The organism is Enterobacter sp. 6722112 (assembly GCF_058661685.1).
Map to the genome: position 1 here is coordinate 2,664,433 of NZ_JBZWGR010000007.1, position 19,076 is coordinate 2,683,508.

The 19,076-nt window shown below is 55.1% G+C and carries 15 protein-coding genes; 2 read left to right on the forward strand and 13 right to left on the reverse strand.

All coding sequences use genetic code 11. From position 1 onward, the window contains the following. Positions 1-2 precede the first annotated feature (2 nt). From wcaF to AC4OVU_RS14260, 9 genes are all read right to left on the reverse strand, one after another. Positions 3-557, reverse strand: a complete 555-nt coding sequence (gene wcaF / locus AC4OVU_RS14220) for a colanic acid biosynthesis acetyltransferase WcaF (protein WP_015572376.1) — start codon at positions 555-557, stop codon at positions 3-5. A 16-nt stretch (positions 558-573) separates the two neighbouring features. Then, positions 574-1,320, reverse strand: a complete 747-nt coding sequence (gene wcaE, locus AC4OVU_RS14225) for a colanic acid biosynthesis glycosyltransferase WcaE (protein ID WP_003863510.1) — start codon at positions 1,318-1,320, stop codon at positions 574-576. A gap of 16 nt (positions 1,321-1,336) precedes the next feature. Further along, the gene (gene wcaD / locus AC4OVU_RS14230; protein ID WP_015572375.1) at positions 1,337-2,557 is read right to left on the reverse strand and encodes a colanic acid polymerase WcaD; all 1,221 of its coding nucleotides are present in this window, start codon (positions 2,555-2,557) and stop codon (positions 1,337-1,339) included. Further along, a complete protein-coding gene (wcaC, locus tag AC4OVU_RS14235; RefSeq protein ID WP_017383273.1) occupies positions 2,532-3,749 on the reverse strand; it encodes a colanic acid biosynthesis glycosyltransferase WcaC in 1,218 nt (405 codons plus the stop codon). The genes wcaD and wcaC overlap by 26 nt, the downstream gene beginning before the upstream one ends. After that, positions 3,746-4,237 carry a colanic acid biosynthesis acetyltransferase WcaB gene (gene wcaB / locus AC4OVU_RS14240; RefSeq protein ID WP_003863505.1) on the reverse strand — a complete coding sequence of 164 codons (492 nt, stop codon included), beginning with the start codon at positions 4,235-4,237 and terminating at the stop codon, positions 3,746-3,748. The genes wcaC and wcaB overlap by 4 nt, the downstream gene beginning before the upstream one ends. Next, positions 4,237-5,079, reverse strand: coding sequence for a colanic acid biosynthesis glycosyltransferase WcaA (gene wcaA, locus AC4OVU_RS14245; RefSeq protein WP_017383272.1), 843 nt, complete (start codon positions 5,077-5,079; stop codon positions 4,237-4,239). The genes wcaB and wcaA overlap by 1 nt, the downstream gene beginning before the upstream one ends. A 110-nt stretch (positions 5,080-5,189) precedes the next feature. Next, complete coding sequence (wzc, locus tag AC4OVU_RS14250) at positions 5,190-7,352, reverse strand: tyrosine-protein kinase Wzc (protein WP_015572374.1); 2,163 nt, start codon at positions 7,350-7,352, stop codon at positions 5,190-5,192. Positions 7,353-7,354: 2 nt separating this feature from the next. Beyond that, positions 7,355-7,798, reverse strand: a complete 444-nt coding sequence (gene wzb / locus AC4OVU_RS14255) for a low molecular weight protein-tyrosine-phosphatase Wzb (RefSeq protein WP_003862078.1) — start codon at positions 7,796-7,798, stop codon at positions 7,355-7,357. A 6-nt stretch (positions 7,799-7,804) separates the two neighbouring features. Beyond that, positions 7,805-8,941, reverse strand: coding sequence for a polysaccharide export protein (locus AC4OVU_RS14260; RefSeq protein WP_003862079.1), 1,137 nt, complete (start codon positions 8,939-8,941; stop codon positions 7,805-7,807). A gap of 693 nt (positions 8,942-9,634) precedes the next feature. On the opposite strand from AC4OVU_RS14260, the gene AC4OVU_RS14265 reads away from it, so the two are divergent. After that, positions 9,635-11,218 carry a TerC family protein gene (locus tag AC4OVU_RS14265; protein ID WP_015572372.1) on the forward strand — a complete coding sequence of 528 codons (1,584 nt, stop codon included), beginning with the start codon at positions 9,635-9,637 and terminating at the stop codon, positions 11,216-11,218. 90 nt (positions 11,219-11,308) lie between these two features. Here the strand turns inward: AC4OVU_RS14265 and asmA are convergent, their stop codons facing one another. The 3 genes from asmA to udk all read right to left on the reverse strand — a co-directional run bounded on the left by asmA (position 11,309) and on the right by udk (position 14,497). Then, positions 11,309-13,159, reverse strand: a complete 1,851-nt coding sequence (gene asmA / locus AC4OVU_RS14270; protein ID WP_032654208.1) for an outer membrane assembly protein AsmA — start codon at positions 13,157-13,159, stop codon at positions 11,309-11,311. A gap of 23 nt (positions 13,160-13,182) precedes the next feature. Further along, on the reverse strand, positions 13,183-13,764 hold the full coding sequence (dcd, locus tag AC4OVU_RS14275; RefSeq protein WP_006811250.1) for a dCTP deaminase: 582 nt from the start codon (positions 13,762-13,764) through the stop codon (positions 13,183-13,185). A 91-nt stretch (positions 13,765-13,855) separates the two neighbouring features. Further along, positions 13,856-14,497, reverse strand: a complete 642-nt coding sequence (gene udk / locus AC4OVU_RS14280; RefSeq protein WP_000130320.1) for a uridine kinase — start codon at positions 14,495-14,497, stop codon at positions 13,856-13,858. Positions 14,498-14,839: 342 nt separating this feature from the next. Between udk and AC4OVU_RS14285 the strand changes: the two genes are divergently transcribed. Beyond that, positions 14,840-18,169, forward strand: a complete 3,330-nt coding sequence (locus tag AC4OVU_RS14285) for a diguanylate cyclase (RefSeq protein WP_110292963.1) — start codon at positions 14,840-14,842, stop codon at positions 18,167-18,169. Here the strand turns inward: AC4OVU_RS14285 and alkA are convergent. Continuing rightward, positions 18,134-19,006, reverse strand: a complete 873-nt coding sequence (gene alkA, locus AC4OVU_RS14290; protein ID WP_017693082.1) for a DNA-3-methyladenine glycosylase 2 — start codon at positions 19,004-19,006, stop codon at positions 18,134-18,136. The two genes, AC4OVU_RS14285 and alkA, sit on opposite strands and share 36 nt — an antisense overlap. Between the last annotated feature and the right edge of the window lie 70 nt (positions 19,007-19,076).

Below are 19,076 nucleotides of genomic sequence, written 5' to 3' on the forward strand. Positions count from 1 at the left end.
TATCAAAGTTTTTCAGTTTCAACGCGTTCGCGTATCACCACTGCGGGGTTGCCACGGCAAATTTTATTTGCCGGAAGCGATTTAAAAACGCTGCTGCGGGCACCGACTACCGTGCCATCGCCAACAGAAACACCGGGTGCAACAAAGACGTCTGTTGCCAGCCAGCATTTTTCACCGATCACAACAGGCGAAGCGGTAATATCAAAATGCGGGCTCATAAAATCGTGGCTGCCGGTGCACAAATAACACTTCTGTGAAACCACCGAATTTGCGCCAATCGTAATCTCGCCAAGGGTATATAACACCGCGTCATCCCCAACCCAGGCGTAATCCCCAAGCGTTAATTTCCAGGGATAAGTAATTTTCACCGAAGGTCGAATGACTACGTTTTTTCCTATTTTTGCGCCAAACAGACGCAGTAAAAATGCGCGCCAGCGGTACAGTATTTGCGGCGACCAGGCAAATAACGTTGCCTGTACAGCCCACCACAGTTGAACTTTAATACCGCTCCCGCCCCGAAAACCTTTCGGCACGGAGAATCCATTTAATTCCTGCATTACGTTTCCTTATATCTCAGGCTTTGTTATATAAGGCTTTCGCTTTACCCGTCGTTTTCAGACGTAAGAAATAAGATAATTCCGCCCAGAACCCCGGCACGCGTAATATTTTACGCTGCACGTTTTTGGCATCCTGGCACAGTTCCAGATTATTCGAGGTTGACACGCCACCCATTGAAAATTCAGATACCAGTCCTTTAATTCGACGGAACGGGTAGCCAGATTTGTACAGGCTGGCCGCCAGGGCATAATCTGATGACACTTTATAGCGCAAATCGTAAGGCTGTTTTTTCAGGCCGCTCATTGGGAAGAAAATAGCCTGATGGCTGGCCGGCAGGCTGTGGTAGATATACCAGCCTGGTTTCGCGCCGCGCAGCACTTTTTTCCCCTCGCCGAAATCAAGCAGCGCATCACCAATAAACATGGCATCTTCTTTCTGGCGCGCCAGTTGACGGGCAAACAGCGCCACATCTTCATGGAACACATCGCCGGAATTGAGGAAGATCGCGTAACGCCCCTGCGCCATGTTGATGCCTTTATTCATGGCATCGTAAATACCTTTATCTTTCTCGCTGATGTAACGTAAGTTGAACTCACCGTTGAGTTTTTCCAGGAACTCCGCCGTGCCGTCGTTCGAGCCGCCATCGACCACGATCCACTCAAAGGTGAGGCTCGGATCGCGCGCCAGGTTGCGCAGCGAGCGCCAGGTTTTTACCACCCCTTCGTAGTTACGAAAGGCGACAGTAATGACGCTAAGAAACATAAATCACCTCATTTCGTCATACGCTCGTAATATTCAGCGCTTTGCGCAAAATAAACGGACATACAATTAAGAATGCATATTCCGGGCTAAATATTGACCCGGTAAAAAACAACGACACCGGTGTGAACAGATAAAGTTGCACGCGAAAGTTCTGGTTATCACCAAACGCGTTAATCATCATTTTGAAAACTTTAAACAGATACCACAGTGTCAACAGTACGGCGAACCAGGAAAAATAGATAATTAACAGATACAGACCATTGTCTATGGTTTTACCGACATCCGCACCGTTAAAGATTCCGAATGATGCAACATATTCGTAAAGTGAGCCGAATCTTACTACGCCATCAATATGGGTTAAGGAATAACCCACCATCACCAGTGGACCAATGATGCGATAATAGGACGACGAACCTTCCGTTCCCAAATCACCCAGACGTTCAGAAATGTACGGAAACGCAAATATTACGCCCACTAGAAATACCGTCAGAGAGATTATCGCCAGCGGCAGTTTTTTCTTAATCGCCTCTTTGTTCAGGTACTGGAACGCCCACTCCAGCAGGTAAAACAGAATAAACGTCATTACCCCGGAGAACGACCCTGACAGAACGATTCCTGCAAGAATCATAGCATCGGTCTTGGGGGTTTTGATACCGAACTGTTTGATGCTGAGCCAAATTGAGATTAATGCCAGAGCAAAAAACGCCGGTTCAAAATAGAGCGCGGTTGTACGCTTGCCACCAAACTTAATGAAGTTCAGTACATAGCTGTTACTGTATATAAGATATTTCGAAATTATTTCCATCAGGCTACTGCCGCCTGTGAGAATAATTTGCGCCATCTCCATTGCCGCAAGCACAACAATCAGCCCGACGACAATATAAAAGAACCTGAGGATTTTCCTATAATTGTGCGGAGAAATAGTTTTAAAGCGAATACTCCACACCATGCCAATAATGATAACGATATAAACAAACAGCATGGTGGAGGTGACATATTTGCTGGCGTCCAGCGACTGACCAAAGATGTAGTTAAACGCCGTCAGACCAAACCCGATGCCCAGTGAAATCATCAGCTTTTTGAGGTTAAGCTTGTCAACGTAAAGCAACAGCAGAACCGGCAGGAAGGTGACGATAGTGATCGGGAAGCTTTCACCGAGCTGGGCAATCTTAACGTTGACCAGCAGGTAGATCAGCGGCAGCAGCAGATAACTACAGATTCTGATAGAACGAGACATACTCCTCCAGCATCTGTTGTCCACTGTACGCTTTGCGGCTACGGTTGCGGAACGATTCCAGGTCCGTGCCAAAAACAGCCTGCGCGATATCGGCCTTCGACAACTGCACCAGCGGCAGCACCTCATTTTCACTGAAAGTTTTACCGCCGGATTTCTCCAGCACTTCCCGCGCGGCGTCGCTGTGGGTGGCAATCACCGGTACGCCGATGGAGAGCGCTTCGCACAGGATCAGCGGGTAGTTGTCCACGCGGGAGCTGAACACCAGCGCGTCCATACCGTTCAGCGCGCTCATCAGTTTGCGCTTGTCGGTTTCAAACCCGTGGTTCACCACGTTAGCGCCATCAAACGGCGAGAATTTGCCAAAGGTATGCAGCTCAATTTTGTCGCCGAGCGCCATCATGTCGCGCACCAGCTGCTGGTTGGTTTTGCCGTCGTAGCGCAGGTCATGGGCGACGACCGCAATTTTCGGCCTACCGGGGGTAACGGCTACGGGCGTCAGTTCGGCCAGGATCGCTTCCGTTGCCACATCAATACCGTTGTTGATGATCTGGCAGCGCCCTGCTCCGTACAGGCTATTAAAAGCGTCCGCCACGTGCTGGCTTGGGGAGATAAAGGTGCAGCCGAGCGAGAGCATATCGCGGAACAGCTGACGCTTACCCTCAACCAGCTGATGCGCGCGATCGACCTTCACAGGCGGGTAGTTGCTGAGCGTAGGGCATTTCTGGCAGTTATCTTTCCAGCCTTCGCAGCCGTCGGTAAAGGCGCAACGTCCGGTCACGCTCCAGTGGTCGTGCAGCGTCCAGACAAATCGGGTATCCGGCTTGTGCGCCTTCACCTTGCCACAAAACGCCACCACCTCTTCCAGATTCAGCCAGTAGCTGTGCAGCACGTGGAAGTGCAGCACAACCGGGCCGCGAGTGCGGGTGACGGTGCGGTAGAGATTATTCAGGTTGCCGAACAGGTCGCGGTTAAACAGACGGAACAGCGCAATATTGGCGATGGAGGTCAGACGTGGCGTCTGCTTCAGCACCTGCGGATAGTTATCATGGCTGACGCTTTTCTTGCCGCCTTTGCCGTAACCGTAAACAAAACGCGACTGTAATCCTTTTTGCAGCGCGCGCTGGTGCAGATCCAGCGCTACGCCTGCCGCCCCGCCCTCTGCGAGGCGTACGTTAAATTGCAGAATGTTCATTTAATCACCTTCACGCGGGCTTTCTCGCCCACCACCAGCGCGTTGTCCGGAATGCTGTCCAGCACCACGCTGCCTGCGCCAATCGTCACGTTATTGCCCACGGTAATGTCCCCGATCATCACCACGTTGGCGCCCAGCTCGACGTTATTGCCAATCACCGGGCAGGCCAGGCTATCTGGCCCGCGGTTGCCGATTGTCACCCCGTGGCGAATGGTGAAATCATCACCCGCGACGACGAACTTGTTGATGACCACCGCATAGCCGTGATGAATGGTAAAGCGGCGGCCAATGGTGGCAGCGGCCTGAATTTCATAGCCAAAAAAGCATTCGGTGATGATGCGGTACAGCACCAGCACCGGCGCGGCCCAGATATTGTTCAGCACATTTTTTTTGCGCCACACCGAGCAAAAGTGCGCAATACGGTAGGCCAGAACCATGCAGCACGGGCGCAGGCTCCAGCTGTTAGCGCGGCAATCTTCCAGAAACATTATTTCCCCCGAAGCCCGTCAGCCAGACGCTTGCCGTTACGTACCGACAGCAGCGTCAGCAGCGTGCGCCAGTTCATGCGCTTATTACGGATCTGATACAGGGTGAAGAGCTGATACTTCCGGCTGGCACGGTCAAACTTGTCCTTGTGCTTGCGGTAAAAATGGAAGTAGCCCGAGAATTTCTTCGGTGACGAGGTGATTTGCATCTCCCCGTGATTGATGTGCAGGATCTGCGTGGCCTCTTCCACCTTCCACGGCTCGCCGTACTCCACCACCATCCGCAGGAAGATGTCGTAATCCTGCGCGGCCTTCAGCTCGGTATCGAACAGGCACTCCTTAAAGCGCCATGCCCAGGTAAACACCTGATTGCCGATAATGTTGCGCTTGTAGAACAGGCGGCGGGAATACGGTGATTTCGGATACAGCGGCAGGCTGGCCGGCTGCGAATAGACCTCGCCCTGGCAGACATAGTCATTGGCATACAGAAACGCGTGGGTCACCAGCTGCGCTTTGTGCGACAGGAAGATTGACAGACGGTTTGGCGTCCATTCGTCATCGTCGTCGATACCGGTCAGATACTGCCCTTTCGCCTGCATAATCGCCTGGTTGCGCACCGCACACGCCCCGGAGTTGATGGCGTTGTGGGTGTACACCACGCGCGGGTCGTTCAGGTCTTCAACAAACTTTTGCAGTTGTTCGTAAGAGGAGGAACAGTCATCCACGATAATCAGTTCCCAGTTATCGTAATCCTGACGCAGGACCGATTTAATCGCGCGGATCGCCAGCTGCTGACGATTCCATGTCGGCATATAGATAGAAATCAAAGGGCGTTGTGTGGTCATGGTCTTCCCCTTATCCCTCACCCCGACCCTCTCCCGGAGGGAGAGGGAGAAAAGCTGCACCATGCAGTCCTCTCTCCCCCCTGGGGAGAGGGTTAGGATGAGGGGGATTATTATTTACTGTCAGACTTGTATTCGTACTCGTAGTAGCCGTAATCCTGATACCCGGTCGCGCGGCGGAAGATGGAGTTCAGAATGACCCCCTTAACCTCAATACCGTTCTGCTCAAAGCGGCTCAGGCTGGTTTCCACTTCCTTCAGGGTGTTCACCGCATAGCGTGCAACCATCAGCGTGGTGCCCGCATGACGCCCTACCACGGCAGCGTCGGTGACCGCCAGAATTGGTGGGGTATCGATCAGCACCAGGTCATAGTTTTTGCTCGCCCACTCAATCAGCTGCGTGAAGCGCTCGCTCATCAGCAGTTCAGACGGGTTCGGCGGCACCTGGCCACGCGGGATCAGGTCAAATTTCGGAATCGACGTCGGCTTGGCGCTCTCGCTGATTTCCCCTTTACCGAGCAGGATTTCCGACAGACCGTTAACGTTGTTGGTGCCCAGCAGCTCGTGGGTGTAGCCCTTACGCATATCGCAGTCGATCAGCAGCACGCGCTTGTTGGTCTGGCTCACCACCGCCGCCAGGTTGGCGCAGACGAAGGTTTTACCGATTGACGGGCTGACACCGGTCATCATCAGGACGTTGTTTTTGGCCTGCATCATGGCGAAATGGAGGCTGGTACGCAGGCTGCGCACCGCTTCAATCGCCAGGTCGGTCGGGTTACCCACGGCCAGCAGCTGGCTCTGCTTGTAGCGCTTGACGCCCTTAACGGTTTTGACGCTGTCACGGGACTTCTGCCACTCGGAGAGCGGGATGCTGGCGTACACGCTGATCCCGTTCTCTTCCAGCACCTGCGGGCTTTCGATACCGCGGTTAAACAGCGAGCGCAGCAGCACGCCGACGATGGAAAGCATCAGGCCGAGAATAATGCTGCCGAGAATAATCAGCGCTTTCTTCGGCTTCAGCACGCCCGGCTGGGTAATCGCCGGGTCAACGATACGCACGTCGCCGACGGTGCTGGCTTCGGTGATTTTCAGCTCCTGCTGTTTGTTCAGCAGCTGCATGTAAACCTGCTGGCCGGATTCCACATCACGCGTCAGGCGTACAATTTCCTGCTGCGTCTTCGGCATCGCGGTCACGCGGTCATTCAGCTTCGCCTTCTCTTCTTCCAGGGTACGACGTTTCTCCAGCAGCGTGCGGTACGCCGGGTGACGTTTGGTATAGAGCTTGGAAATCTCCGCCTCTTTGAAGGTCAGCTCGTTCAGCTGCGCATCAATATTCACCATGGAGTCGAGAACCGATTTCGCCTCCAGCGGCAGATCGACGGAATCCTTGTCCTGACGGTACGCGTTCAGCTTGTTCTCAGCGTCATCCAGACGGGCGCGCACCTCCGGCAGCTGTTTACTGAGAAACGCCAGGCTTTTTGCGGCTTCCGCTGACTTACGCTCAACGTTCTGCTCCAGATAGTTGCGGGTGATGCTATTGAGGATGTCGCGAATTTGATCCTTGTCTTCACCGGTGAATGTCATGCTCAGGACGCCGGTGTCCTTGCCGTTTTCGGTGACGGTCAGGTTGTTTTGCAGGTTGTTGATCATCCCGAGCGTCGAGAATTTGGTGACCGTAAACTCCCCGCCCTCATGCGCCTGAATTGCGCTGACCTTGATGCTGACGCCCTCTTTGGTCAGCATCTGCCCCACCTCGCCGCGTGCGCTGAAGCCCGCGTCGCTGGTCAGTTGATACTGTTTTGGTCCCAGCACGGTCAGGGTAAAGGTTTGGTCCCCTGCCCCTTTTGGGATCACGAAGTCGGTCACTTTTACCGTATCGTTACTGCGCCCCATCAGGCGATCCCAGCCTGCGCCAAATACCGGGAAGGTGTTTTTGGTAACCGCGATATCCAGCCCCAGATCGTGAACCGTTTTGCCCAGTACCAGGCGCGACTGGATCAGCTGAATTTCGGCTTCCGATGCCGGCGGCTTGTTGGCCAGCGCCGAGCCGATATCCTGAACCAGCGAGTTTCCGGTATTTTGTTCGATCTGCACCAGCGCGTCGGCGCTGTAAATAGGCGTCGCGAACAGCGTATAAACGATCGCCGCCACGGCAAAGATGGCGGTAATACCCAGCACCCACCATTTCGCTTCAATAACGGTCCCGACCAGGCGACCGATATCGATTTCATCACTGCCCGACGTCGGGGCGGCAGAAGGTCTTGTTTTTTCTGTCATTGTTATCCCTGCTGAGCTTTCAGTGCCTGCGCCCACTGACGGGCAGACTGGTCTAGTAAGGTGTATACCGCCTCAAAGGCCTCGCGGCTCTTGCGATACGGATCGGGAATTTCGCGCTCACCATCCCAGTGACCAAACAGCATCACCTTGCCGCGCATCTCCGGTGCGATATCGCACAGCGCGTGAATGTGGCGTTTTTCCATCGCGAGGATCAGGTCATATTCCCGGCACATCCGGCCAGAGACCTGACGGGCAACGTGCCCGTCGAGTGAGAGGTTATGCTCAAGGGCAACGCTTGCGGCACGTTCGTCGGCACCTTTTCCGACCAGCGCGCCCAGCCCTGCGGAGTCGACCGTTAACGCAGGCTGGTAATTTTTCAACAGCCTTTCAGCCGTGGGGGAACGGCAAATGTTCCCCACGCACACCACCAGAATTTTGTTAAACATCGCGGCTTACCAGTTATGAACGTCGCTCGCCGTATCCGTCATGTAGCGAACGCCACTGATGGTAGGCAGCAACTGGTTGATCAGACGGTTCCAGCGGGCAACCGGCGCGGTGGTGACATAGACCACATCGTACGGCTGGAGACGGAACGACGTTGCCATGACCAGGGACGTCGCGTCGGACATATCCAGCTGGTAGATGTTGGCAATCTTGCCCTTCGCGTTTTCGCCTTTGATAGGACGGATCACGAAGATACCGCTGGCGTTGGAGGCGGTCAGATCGATGCCTTCCGCATTGCCCAGCGCTTCGGTCAGGGTCATACCGCTGAAGTCCATCTTGAGGGTGCTCTGTTTCTTCACTTCACCCATCACGAACACTTTCAGATCGTCGTTGCGCGGCACGTACAGAATATCGCCCGGATAAAGGAGGCGGTTCTGGGTCAGGTCACCGTTTTGCATCAGCGCCTGAAGCGAAATGCGCTGCTCTTTGCCGTTGTGGGTCAGCACCACGTTGCGCCAGTCAGCGCCGTCGGTTAAGCCGCCTGCGGCATTGATCGCATCGAGAACGGTGAGCGGGACGTTGGTGATCGCCTGCTGGCCGGATTTATTGACCTGGCCAGAGATATAGGCTTTCTGGGATCGGAACGCGGCGATATTAACGTCCACCTGCGGGTCAGCAATGTACTGCGCCAGGCGGCCGGTAATATCACTACGGATCTCAGCAAGCGTTTTGCCCGCGACGTGCACTTTGCCAATGTAGGGATAGAACATGGTGCCATCGGACTGTACCCAGTTACCGGTGTCGCTTGAGCTGCGGTACTGGCCCGCAGGCGTGGTCAGTTCAGGGTGATCCCAGACGGTCACGTTAATGACGTCACCCGGACCCACGCGATACTGGTAAGAGGCAATTTCCTGGTCCAGAGACATATTTGGCTGAGCAACATTTGGACGTGGGCGTAATTGTTCCACCAGACGTGGGGTTAATGGATACACATTCACCATTTTGTCGAGATCAAAATCAGCATCCTGCTGTTTAATCACATCCTTGCCCATTGTCGACATATTGCTGCCGGGAAAGACCGTGCAACCACTCATCAAGGTCACAGACACCAATAATGGCATCAATTTCATTTTGGATTTCATCATTGATTATTTATCACTTTGGCAGAGTAATTATCCTGTGCAATTAAAATAAGCGCGGGTCGTGGTGACAATCAGAATGCAGTTAATCATTTAGCAATATAACTGGCATCAGTCCTAAAAAAAGCTTATTCATCGATTGGCTATTGACAGAATAATTGAGGCTGATTCACACGCTTTCAGGCACGCTACCGCCCTTGGCTTTCAGTTACCAATCCACTGACTAAACAATGCGTTATGGTTAGACACCCTCTTGGATAAGGCCTTTTGCGAAATATATCAAACGCCTCACAGGGGCGATTGAAAATGTATAACCTTCACCAAAGACCGAAACAAAAATAGCAACAAGGAGATTTAACATTTGATGCTGGAAGAATTGTTGCAGCTAACCTAATAGCAGGCAAGGAGACAACCGTCCTAATATTCGTTTTTAAGATTAATATTAAGAGCAAAGTTTTAAGGTTTTCGGATTTTCTTTATATTGACAAAATAGATCGCCGGACCATTTATTGCGATATTTCCTAAATATCGACTTGTGTAATTAAATCTTCGCAATTAACTTATTTACACCGCCCGGCAAATGGGGTTTACCAGAGTGTATCATTAAGAGAAATCTCACCCCGGCATTGCAATTTCCGTCGGCTTTATCCATGATCGAAGTGTGACATTAGTCATATAACAGAAGGTATTGCATTTACTATGGAATGGATTGCCGATCCATCAATCTGGGCCGGGCTGGTGACGCTGGTTGTCATCGAATTAGTGCTCGGCATTGATAACCTGGTGTTTATCGCCATCCTTGCCGATAAATTACCCCCTTCACAACGCGACCGCGCCCGCGTGACGGGTCTTCTGCTCGCCATGGTGATGCGTCTGCTGTTACTGGCCTCAATCTCCTGGCTGGTGACGCTGACCAAACCCTTATTCAGCGTGCAGGGTCTGAGCTTTAGCGCCCGCGACCTGATCATGCTTTTCGGCGGATTGTTCCTGCTGTTCAAAGCCACGGTTGAGCTTAATGAGCGGCTGGAAGGAAAAGACAGTGAAAACCCCACCCAGCGACGCGGCGCTAAATTCTGGCCGGTGGTCGCACAGATCGTGGTGCTGGACGCCGTCTTTTCTCTCGACTCCGTGATCACGGCCGTCGGGATGGTTGACCATCTGGCGGTGATGATGGCCGCGGTGATCATTGCCATCACCCTGATGGTGCTCGCCAGTAAAGCCCTGACGCGCTTCGTGAACAGTCACCCGACTATTGTCATCCTCTGTCTGAGCTTCCTGCTGATGATTGGCTTTAGCCTGGTGGCGGATGGTTTTGGCTTCCATATCCCGAAAGGGTATTTGTACGCCGCCATTGGTTTCTCGGTGCTGATTGAGTTTCTCAACCAGCTGGCCATTTTCAACCGTCGCCGTTTTCTCTCCGCGAACCAGACATTACGACAGCGCACCGCAGATACGGTGATGCGCCTGCTGAGCGGCAAAAAAGAGGATGCCGAGCTGGATGCTGAATCCGCGGCGATGCTTGCCGACCACAGCGACGGGCAGATCTTCAACCCGCAGGAACGCCGGATGATAGAGCGCGTGCTTAACCTCAACCAGCGCTCGGTGAGCAGTATCATGACCTCCCGCCATGACATTGAGCATATTGACCTGACGGCGCCGGAAGAGCAGATCCGTGCCCTGCTGGATAAAAACCAGCACACCCGGGTGGTTGTCACCGGCGGTGAAGAGGAAGAAGAGCTGCTGGGCGTGGTACACGTGATTGACCTCCTGCAACAGCAGCTTCACGGCGAGCCGCTCAACCTGCGGGCGCTGGTGCGCCAGCCGCTGGTCTTCCCGGAAGCGCTGCCGCTGCTCTCCGCGCTGGAGCAGTTCCGCAACGCGCGTACCCACTTCGCGTTTGTCGTTGATGAGTTTGGTTCTGTGGAAGGGCTGGTGACGCTCAGCGACGTGATGGAAACCATCGCCGGTAATCTGCCTAATGAGGTGGATGAGATCGATGCGCGTCACGATATTCAGAAAAACGCCGACGGCAGCTGGACCGCCAACGGCCATATGCCGCTCGAAGATCTGGTGCAGTTCGTTCCGCTTCCGCTGGATGAGAAGCGCGAATACCACACCATCGCCGGTTTGCTGATGGAATATCTGCAACGTATTCCGCAGCCGGGCGAAGAGGTCCAGGTGGGGGATTACATGATCAAAACCTTGCAGGTAGAGAGCCATCGCGTGCAGAAGGTGCAGCTGATACCGCTGCGCGGTGAAGATGAGATGGATTTTGAGGTGTAAAAAAGCCGGGTGGCGCTTCGCTTACCCGGCCTACGGTGTCTGGCTTTTATAGGCCGGGTAAGACAAAGCCGCCACCCGGCACAACAGGCATCACAGCTTATCGAGCAGCTTTTTCACGTCCTTACCTGACTGAGACTCTTTATTGCGGTCCGCCCAGTCATTCAGCCGACGTTTCGCTTCATCCTGAAGGTGCTTCCGCAGGATCTGATCGACCTGCAAACTGTAATTCAACTCCTGCCATTTTCCGTACACGCGCAGCGGTATCGGCGTCTCTTTCAGGAACTCCACAAGCTGGCCTTCGCCTTCCCAGCCAGCCTTCACGCGGACGTTGAAGCGGGTGTCTGCCGTCTCTTTCACCAGATCCAGCGCGCCGGTTCCTGTCAGGGCCAGCAGTGACGAAGTCCCCTGCATGTCGTCAAGCGAGAGCTGACCGTTATCGAGGGCAAGCTCGCTGGTAAAGCTGTCCAGACGGGTTGCGCTGTCGTAGTTTTCATTCGCTTTCACGCTGCTGCTGCGCTCTACCGCCTGCTGCACCAGCTGCTGGAAGTTCAGCCCTTCCATGCGCGAATCTTTCAGCTCAACGTGCGCCTGCCCCTGCCAGCTACGACGGAAGGCGTCCGCATCAATCTTCGTACCAGAGAAATCCCCTGCCAGCGACAGCTGCCCCGTGAGGGCAATCGGGTAATTAAAGGCTTTCAGGATGGTGCCAATCTCAACGTTTTCCAGACGCGGCTGGAACGCGGCGCTGGCAACGTCTTTGCGTACATCCAGCGTGCCCGGCAGGGAGAGGTTCCCTGCTCCCATTTTTCCGCTGAGCTCGGAGATGACCAGCAGGCCGTTGTGGTTGAACATCTGGCTGCTGACGTCAGTAAAATCAATCCCACGCCAGCGCACGCTGTTCGCTTTCAGCAGAATGTCGGCGGTAAATCCGCGCAGGCCGTTGTAGTCAGGCTGATCGAGATTTGAGGAGATCACCGGACGCGACTGCGTGACCTGGCTTTGCCCCACCTGCGTGGCTCCCTCATCGGTCGCGTTCACCGGTTGGGGCGGAAGCAGGTTCTCGAGGTTCAGCTTGTCGAATTGCAGATCCAGCACCCACTTAGGTTTCTCATCAAGCGTGACGCTCGCCTGCCCCTTCAGGGCGCTGTCGTTGGCCTGGAGGTTGAGCGCGTTCAGTTCGAGCTGTTTGCGCTCTTCATGCCACACCGCCTGCATCGTGCCCTGGCCGGCAATCCCCTTCGCGGGTAAATCCGCGCCGGTCAGCTGCCAGTTAAGCTGCTGAACGTCCGCCGTCAGCTGGTGCGGATAATCAGAGGCGTTCACGTTCGCGTTCATCGACAGGTTGAGATCGCGCTGATTGCGGTTGATCCGCCCGGAGAACTCCATGGTGGCGTGATGGTTGGCATCCTGCTCCATCCTGAGGTTGATATTGCGTACGGTGATCTGTTCGTCATCTTCATGCTGGAAAACCAGCACGCTGTCAGCAACTTTCAGATTACCAATATCGAACGACCAGCCGGTGTCAGACGGGACGTCAGGCAAGGTGTTTTCACGCGGTGCGACCGGAGCATCCGCCTGACGAACGGCTTCGGTTTGCGGCGTAAGCTGAATCACCGCCCCTTTCAGCATCACCTGTTCAACCTGGAGCTGATGGGATAAGAGCGGGATGAGCGCGACATCAAGACGCATGTTATCCGCCGTGACCAGCGGCTGCGCGGCACCCGGTGCGGTGAGGGACATACGTCCGGAGAGAATGCTGAGCTGAGGCCAGACGTGCCAGCGCAGCGGCCCGTCCAGCTTGAGTTCATACCCGCTGCGCGCTTCCACCTGCCGCACCATATAGGCCCGGAAGTCATTCGGGTTAACCAGCAGCACCAACGCTGAAAGGCCAGCCACCAGCACCACCAGCAAAATCATCAGCGTTGTCAGAACTCTTCTCATGGCTTCCTCAGTGAACTCACAGATCAGTCTTTATCGATACGACTGGCAACCGCACCCTGCTGGTCGCGATATTTTGCGTCCTGACGGCGGTTATAAGGACGGTCTGCCGGGCCGGTCAGCGGTTCAAAGCTCAACGCACCAATCATCATTCCCGGACGAAGCGCCAGCGGCAGTTTACCGGCGTTAAAGAACTCCAGCACGATACGGCCAGACCAGCCCGGATCGATACGGTGCGCGGTGACGTGCACCATCAGGCCCAGACGCGCCAGGGAAGAGCGTCCGTCAAGCCAGCCGACCAGGTCCGCAGGCAGCGTGACCGATTCAAAGGTCACCGCCAGCGCCAGTTCGCCAGGATGGAGATAAAACGCCTCTCCTTCTTCGATGACGATTTCGTCGCTCATGACGCGATCCAGCGCCGCACTGACTTCGTCTTTCGGCCCGCTGAGGTCGATAAACGGTGCCGTGTGGCCGCTGAAGGTGCGGAATTTATTCCCCAGACGCACATCGACGGTCACGCCGTTAATACGCTCAACCGGCGGACGCGGGGTGATAGACAGGCGGCCTTCATCCAGCCAGGCTTCTATATCGCGGTCACAAAGACGCATGGCACTTTCTCCTTTCGTGCATCGCGCCCTGAAGCCTTACGGCGTCAGGGCAAAACCAGGTTATCTCTGAACGGTACACAATTCACACGGCTTATTCAAAAAACTGACTGATTTTCGCTTTTAAGATATCAATGGCAATACGGTTTTTACCGCCGCGAGGCACGATAATATCGGCGTATTGTTTCGAAGGCTCAATAAATTGCAGGAACATCGGGCGAACGGTTTTCTGATATTGCGCCATCACGGAGTCCATGGAGCGGCCGCGTTCGTTAACGTCGCGTTTAATACGCCGCATCAGGCAGATATCCAGCGGAGTGTCGACGAAAATCGAGAAGTTCATAGATTCGCGCAGACGGGCGTCGGTGAGCAGCAAAATCCCTTCAAGGATAATCACCTTCTTGGGCTCGATACGGATCGTTTCCTGGGTGCGGGTATGTTCCACGTAGCTGTAGACGGGCAGCTCAATCGCCTCGCCGCGCTTGAGCGCTTCCAGATGCTGGAACAGCAGGCTGTGATCCATCGCACTGGGGTGGTCGTAGTTGGTTTTTACGCGCTCTTCCATCGAAAGATGGGATTGATCTTTGTAATAGCTATCTTCGGGAATCACACCGATATGCTCATCACCCACTTGTTCACGCAGTTCGCGATAAAGCGTACTGGCAATAAGACTTTTACCTGAAGCCGATGCGCCGGCGATGCCTATGATGACGCACTGATGAGACTTATCAGTCATAAATTTAGCGACCTGATTAACCTGGATGTAAGGAAGGACGACGCCGGAGCGTCAAACGCGGCAATTATAGGGATTTCGGGGGCGTGATACCAGTCGAATGCGCAGGTTATGCGAGGCGGGCTGAAAAGCGCCGTTTCACGCCTTTAGCGAAATTTTTACGCGCGGTTTTTCGCCATTTCATCACCCTTCTTCGCAGAGTAACTATTTTATAAGTCTATGAAGTCAAAATCTGACCACTCAGCATATGAATTGTAAAATGTTTGTACTAGCATAAACCAAATTAATAATTTCACGCGTCCGGACCTGGCTCCTGACAACATGGCGTCCCTGGATAGAGCGGTAATGAATAAACAATACCAGCGGGTTTTGGTTACTACCCCACATCCTTTACTGCGGCTTGTCTGTCTGGGTCTGGTCACGTTCATCTTCACCTTATTTTCCCTCGAGCTGACTCGCTTCGGTACGCTGCTGGCGCCACTATGGTTCCCGACTTCAATTATGATGGTGGCGTTTTACCGCCATGCGGGAAAAATGTGGCCCGGCATTGCGCTCGCCTGCTCCTTTGGCAATATTTTTGCCTCGTGGATGCTCTTCTCATGGGCATCGATCAACATCACCTACACGGCGATCAATATCATTGAGGCCACGGTTGGCGCGCTGTTACTGCGTAAGCTGCTCCCCTGGTATAATCCGCTGCAAAACCTCAACGACTGGGTCCGGCTTGCCCTCGGCAGTGCCCTGGTGCCGCCGCTGGTGGGGGGCGTTCTGGTTCATTTTCTGGTGCCGAGCGCGGAGCCGCTGCGTAATTTCCTTGTCTGGGTACTTTCAGAAGCCATTGGCGCACTGGCGCTGGTGCCGTTAGGTCTGCTGTTTAAGCCGCATTACCTGCTGCGCCACCGCAACCCGAAACTGCTGCTGGAAACGCTGGTGACCCTGGTCGTCACGCTGGTTCTTAGCTGGACGGCAATCACCTGGCTGCCGTGGCCATTCACCTGCATTATCGTTCTGCTGATGTGGAGCGCGGTGCGTCTGCCGCGTATGGAAGCGTTCCTGATATTTTTATTCACCATCATGATGGTGTCCCTGATGATGGCGCGAAATCCGCTCTCCATGACGCCCTCCAGCATGATCGTCACCTTCAACGCGCCGTGGCTCCCCTTCCTGATGATGCTGCTTCCCGCCAACATTATGACGATGGTGATGTATGCCTTCAGGGCCGAGCGTAAACATATTACGGAAAGCGAAGAACGTTTTCGCAATGCGATGGAGTATTCCGCGATTGGTATGGCGCTGGTGGGCGTTGAGGGCCAGTGGCTCCAGGCCAACAAGGCGCTGTGCAATTTCCTCGGTTACAGCCAGTCTGAGCTTCAGTCGCTCACGTTCCAGCAGTTAACCTGGCCGGAAGATTTAAATACCGACCTGGAGCAGTTGCAACAGCTGATTCACGGCGAGATCAACACCTACACCCTCGAAAAACGCTACTACACCCGCAGCGGCGAGGTGGTGTGGGCGCTGCTGGCCGTCTCCGTTGTGCGCCATGCCGACGGCACGCCGCTCTACTTTATTGCCCAGATTGAAGACATCAACGATCTGAAACAGACCGAGTGGGTGAATAAGCGTCTGATGGAGCGTATCACTCTCGCTAACGAAGCCGGTGGCATCGGGATTTGGGAGTGGGATCTGGAGCCGGACGTGATCAGCTGGGATAAACGGATGTTTGAGCTTTACGAAATCCCCCCGCACATTAAACCCACCTGGCAGCTCTGGCATGCGGCCATGGTGCCTGAAGATCGTACGCACGCCGAACAGGTCCTGCGTGAGTCACTCCAGGCCAGGGTACCTTTCAAGCTGGAATTTCGCATTCGCGTCAAGGATGGCATTCGCCACATTCGTTCGCTGGCGAACCGGGTGCTGAACAAACAGGGCGAAGTGGAGCGGCTGTTAGGGATCAACATGGATATGACCGAGGTGAAGCAGCTGAACGAGGCGCTGTTCCAGGAAAAAGAGCGCCTGCATATCACCCTCGACTCTATCGGCGAAGCGGTGCTGTGTACCGACATCGACATGAACATCACCTTTATGAACCCGGTCGCCGAGAAGATGAGCGGCTGGTCGCAAAGCGAAGCGCTGGGTCAGCCCATTCTGAAGGTGCTGCACATTACCTTCGGCGAGAACGGTCCGTTAATGGAAAACATCCACAGCGGCGATATGTCCCGTACCGATATCGAACAGGATGTGGTGCTTAACTGCCGCAATGGCGGCAGTTTCGACATTCATTACAGCATAACCCCCCTCAGCACTCTGGAAGGACACACCATCGGCTCGGTGCTGGTGATTCAGGACGTCACCGAGTCGCGCAAAATGCTGCGCCAGCTGAGCTACAGCGCTTCCCATGACGCCCTTACCCACCTGGCGAACCGCGTCAGCTTTGAAAACCATCTTAAGCGCCTGTTGCAGACGGTACAGGAGACCCATCAGCGTCACGCGCTGGTCTTTATCGATCTTGACCGTTTTAAGGCGGTGAACGATACGGCAGGCCACGCGGCGGGCGACGCTCTCCTGCGCGAACTCTCTTCGCTGATGCTGACCATGCTGCGCTCCAGCGACGTGCTGGCGCGTCTGGGCGGCGACGAGTTTGGCCTGCTGCTGCCGGACTGCAACGTCGAAAGCGCACGCTATATTGCGGGCCGGTTGATCGACGCCATCAACAACTATCATTTTTCCTGGGAAGGACGCCTGCACCGCATTGGCGCCAGCGCGGGGATTACGCTGATTGACGACACCAATTATCAGGCTGCGGAAGTGATGTCGCAGGCCGATATCGCCTGCTACGCCTCGAAAAACAGCGGGCGCGGCGTGGTCACCGTCTACGAACCCCAGCAGGAGCGGATCCACAGCACGCGCAGCATGATGTCGCTGGATGAGCAGTGGCACATGATTAAAGATAACCATCTGCTGATGATCGCCCGCAGCGTCGCCTCGCCGCGCATTCCCGAGAGCAGTAGCTTCTGGCTGATTTCCTTGCGACTATGGACCAGCCAGGGGGAAGTGCTGGAAGAGCATGCCTTCCGCGCCGGGCTGGCGGAGCCGGAGCTGCTGCACGCCCTGGACCGACGTATATTCAGCGAATTTTTCCGTACCTATGCCGCACAGGTGGCGGCCAAAGGAATGGGCGTCGCGCTGCCGCTCTCAGAAGCGGGTTTAGCCAGCGTCACGCTGGTGGATGAGCTGCTCGACCTCATTACCAAAGGTCCGCTGCCGGCGCGGCTGCTGCATCTGGCGATCGCCGTTGATGTGCTGAGCAATACGGATGAAAACGTGCAGCAGGGTCTGCAAAAGCTTCGTCAGGCCGGCTGTCGCGTGGTGCTGACCCGGGTCGGACGCGATATGAACGTCTTCAGCCAGCTCAGCGCCAACACCGCCGATTATCTGCTGCTGGATACAGACATGGTGACCAACGTCCACGGCAATCTGATGGATGAGATGATGGTGACAATCATTCAGGGCCACGCCCAGCGTCTGGGCATAAAAACCATTGCCGGGCCATGCCATCAGTCGATCATGATGGATACGCTGTCGGGCATCGGCGTTGATTTTATTTACGGCGACACCATCCGGGAAGCGCAGCCGCTCGATCTACTGCTGAATACCAGCTATTTCGCCATCAACTGACGGCGACCAGCCGTCGGTGTACCAGATATGTAACAGCGCATACGAGCGCCACGGCTGCCAGCGTTCGGCATAGCGACGGATCTGCGCGGGCGTCATACCGGCAAAGCGCTGTTTAATCAGATAGTCATCCGGCAGGAAAACATCCTTCGCCTGCCAGCCGCGCAGGGCCAGATAATTCGCGGTCCAGCGCCCGATGCCGGGGCGCTGCTGTAGCGCCTTCATCCCGGCCTCAACGTTCGCAGGCGGGAACAGCGGGAATTCACCGTCCACCACCGACTGCGCCAGATGAATCAACGACTCCGCACGCCTGAGCGGCATCCCGAGGGCTTTCAACGCCAGCGGATCTGCCGCGGCCAGCACCTCTGGCGGAGGAAAGCAGAGATAGCCCGGCGCATCCTCAATGGGTTCACCGCACAGCGCCACCACCCGTGACGCCAGTTTTGCCGCCATCGCCACGCTCACCAGTTGCCCGAGAATGGCGCGCACGCCCTGCTCGTATGCATCCATCGCGCCGGGCAAACGTAAGCCCGGCCGCGCCGCGCCGAGCTCGCCGAGAGTCTGCGCAATGTGCAGCGGGTCGCAATCGAGGTCAAACAGGCGGGAGATGCGGTCGAGGCAGATATCCGCCACCGGGATCAGGCCAGGGCTGAGCGACACCGCCAGCGTAGGGGTTGCGCTGTCTGGCGTAACCCGGAAAACGCCCTGGTGCCCGGCATAGCCAAAACTGCGCTCGTAGTAATCCTCCGTAACGGTTTCAACCCCCGTGACCGCACGCGCGGCAAGAAAGCCAAACATCCACGACCAGTCGTAGGGCGGTTGCCAGTTCAGGGTGTACATCGTCTCTCCTTTTGTATTTACCTCAGCATAAACCGAAAGATCGCCTTGCGCCTTGCTTTCATATTCCTGT

What these genes read in the sequence shown, in the direction of transcription:
- wcaE (WP_003863510.1), bottom strand. Translation starts at nt 1,320, where the DNA reads ATGTTTCTTAGCGTCATTACTGTCGCCTTTCGTAACTACGAAGGGGTG.
- udk (WP_000130320.1), bottom strand. Translation starts at nt 14,497, where the DNA reads ATGACTGATAAGTCTCATCAGTGCGTCATCATAGGCATCGCCGGCGCA.
- AC4OVU_RS14285 (WP_110292963.1), top strand. Translation starts at nt 14,840, where the DNA reads ATGAATAAACAATACCAGCGGGTTTTGGTTACTACCCCACATCCTTTA.
- AC4OVU_RS14260 (WP_003862079.1), bottom strand. Translation starts at nt 8,941, where the DNA reads ATGATGAAATCCAAAATGAAATTGATGCCATTATTGGTGTCTGTGACC.
- alkA (WP_017693082.1), bottom strand. Translation starts at nt 19,006, where the DNA reads ATGTACACCCTGAACTGGCAACCGCCCTACGACTGGTCGTGGATGTTT.
- wzb (WP_003862078.1), bottom strand. Translation starts at nt 7,798, where the DNA reads ATGTTTAACAAAATTCTGGTGGTGTGCGTGGGGAACATTTGCCGTTCC.
- wcaF (WP_015572376.1), bottom strand. Translation starts at nt 557, where the DNA reads ATGCAGGAATTAAATGGATTCTCCGTGCCGAAAGGTTTTCGGGGCGGG.
- wcaA (WP_017383272.1), bottom strand. Translation starts at nt 5,079, where the DNA reads ATGACCACACAACGCCCTTTGATTTCTATCTATATGCCGACATGGAAT.
- wcaD (WP_015572375.1), bottom strand. Translation starts at nt 2,557, where the DNA reads ATGTCTCGTTCTATCAGAATCTGTAGTTATCTGCTGCTGCCGCTGATC.
- dcd (WP_006811250.1), bottom strand. Translation starts at nt 13,764, where the DNA reads ATGCGTCTTTGTGACCGCGATATAGAAGCCTGGCTGGATGAAGGCCGC.
- wcaB (WP_003863505.1), bottom strand. Translation starts at nt 4,237, where the DNA reads ATGTTTCTGGAAGATTGCCGCGCTAACAGCTGGAGCCTGCGCCCGTGC.
- wzc (WP_015572374.1), bottom strand. Translation starts at nt 7,352, where the DNA reads ATGACAGAAAAAACAAGACCTTCTGCCGCCCCGACGTCGGGCAGTGAT.
- wcaC (WP_017383273.1), bottom strand. Translation starts at nt 3,749, where the DNA reads ATGAACATTCTGCAATTTAACGTACGCCTCGCAGAGGGCGGGGCGGCA.
- asmA (WP_032654208.1), bottom strand. Translation starts at nt 13,159, where the DNA reads ATGAGAAGAGTTCTGACAACGCTGATGATTTTGCTGGTGGTGCTGGTG.
- AC4OVU_RS14265 (WP_015572372.1), top strand. Translation starts at nt 9,635, where the DNA reads ATGGAATGGATTGCCGATCCATCAATCTGGGCCGGGCTGGTGACGCTG.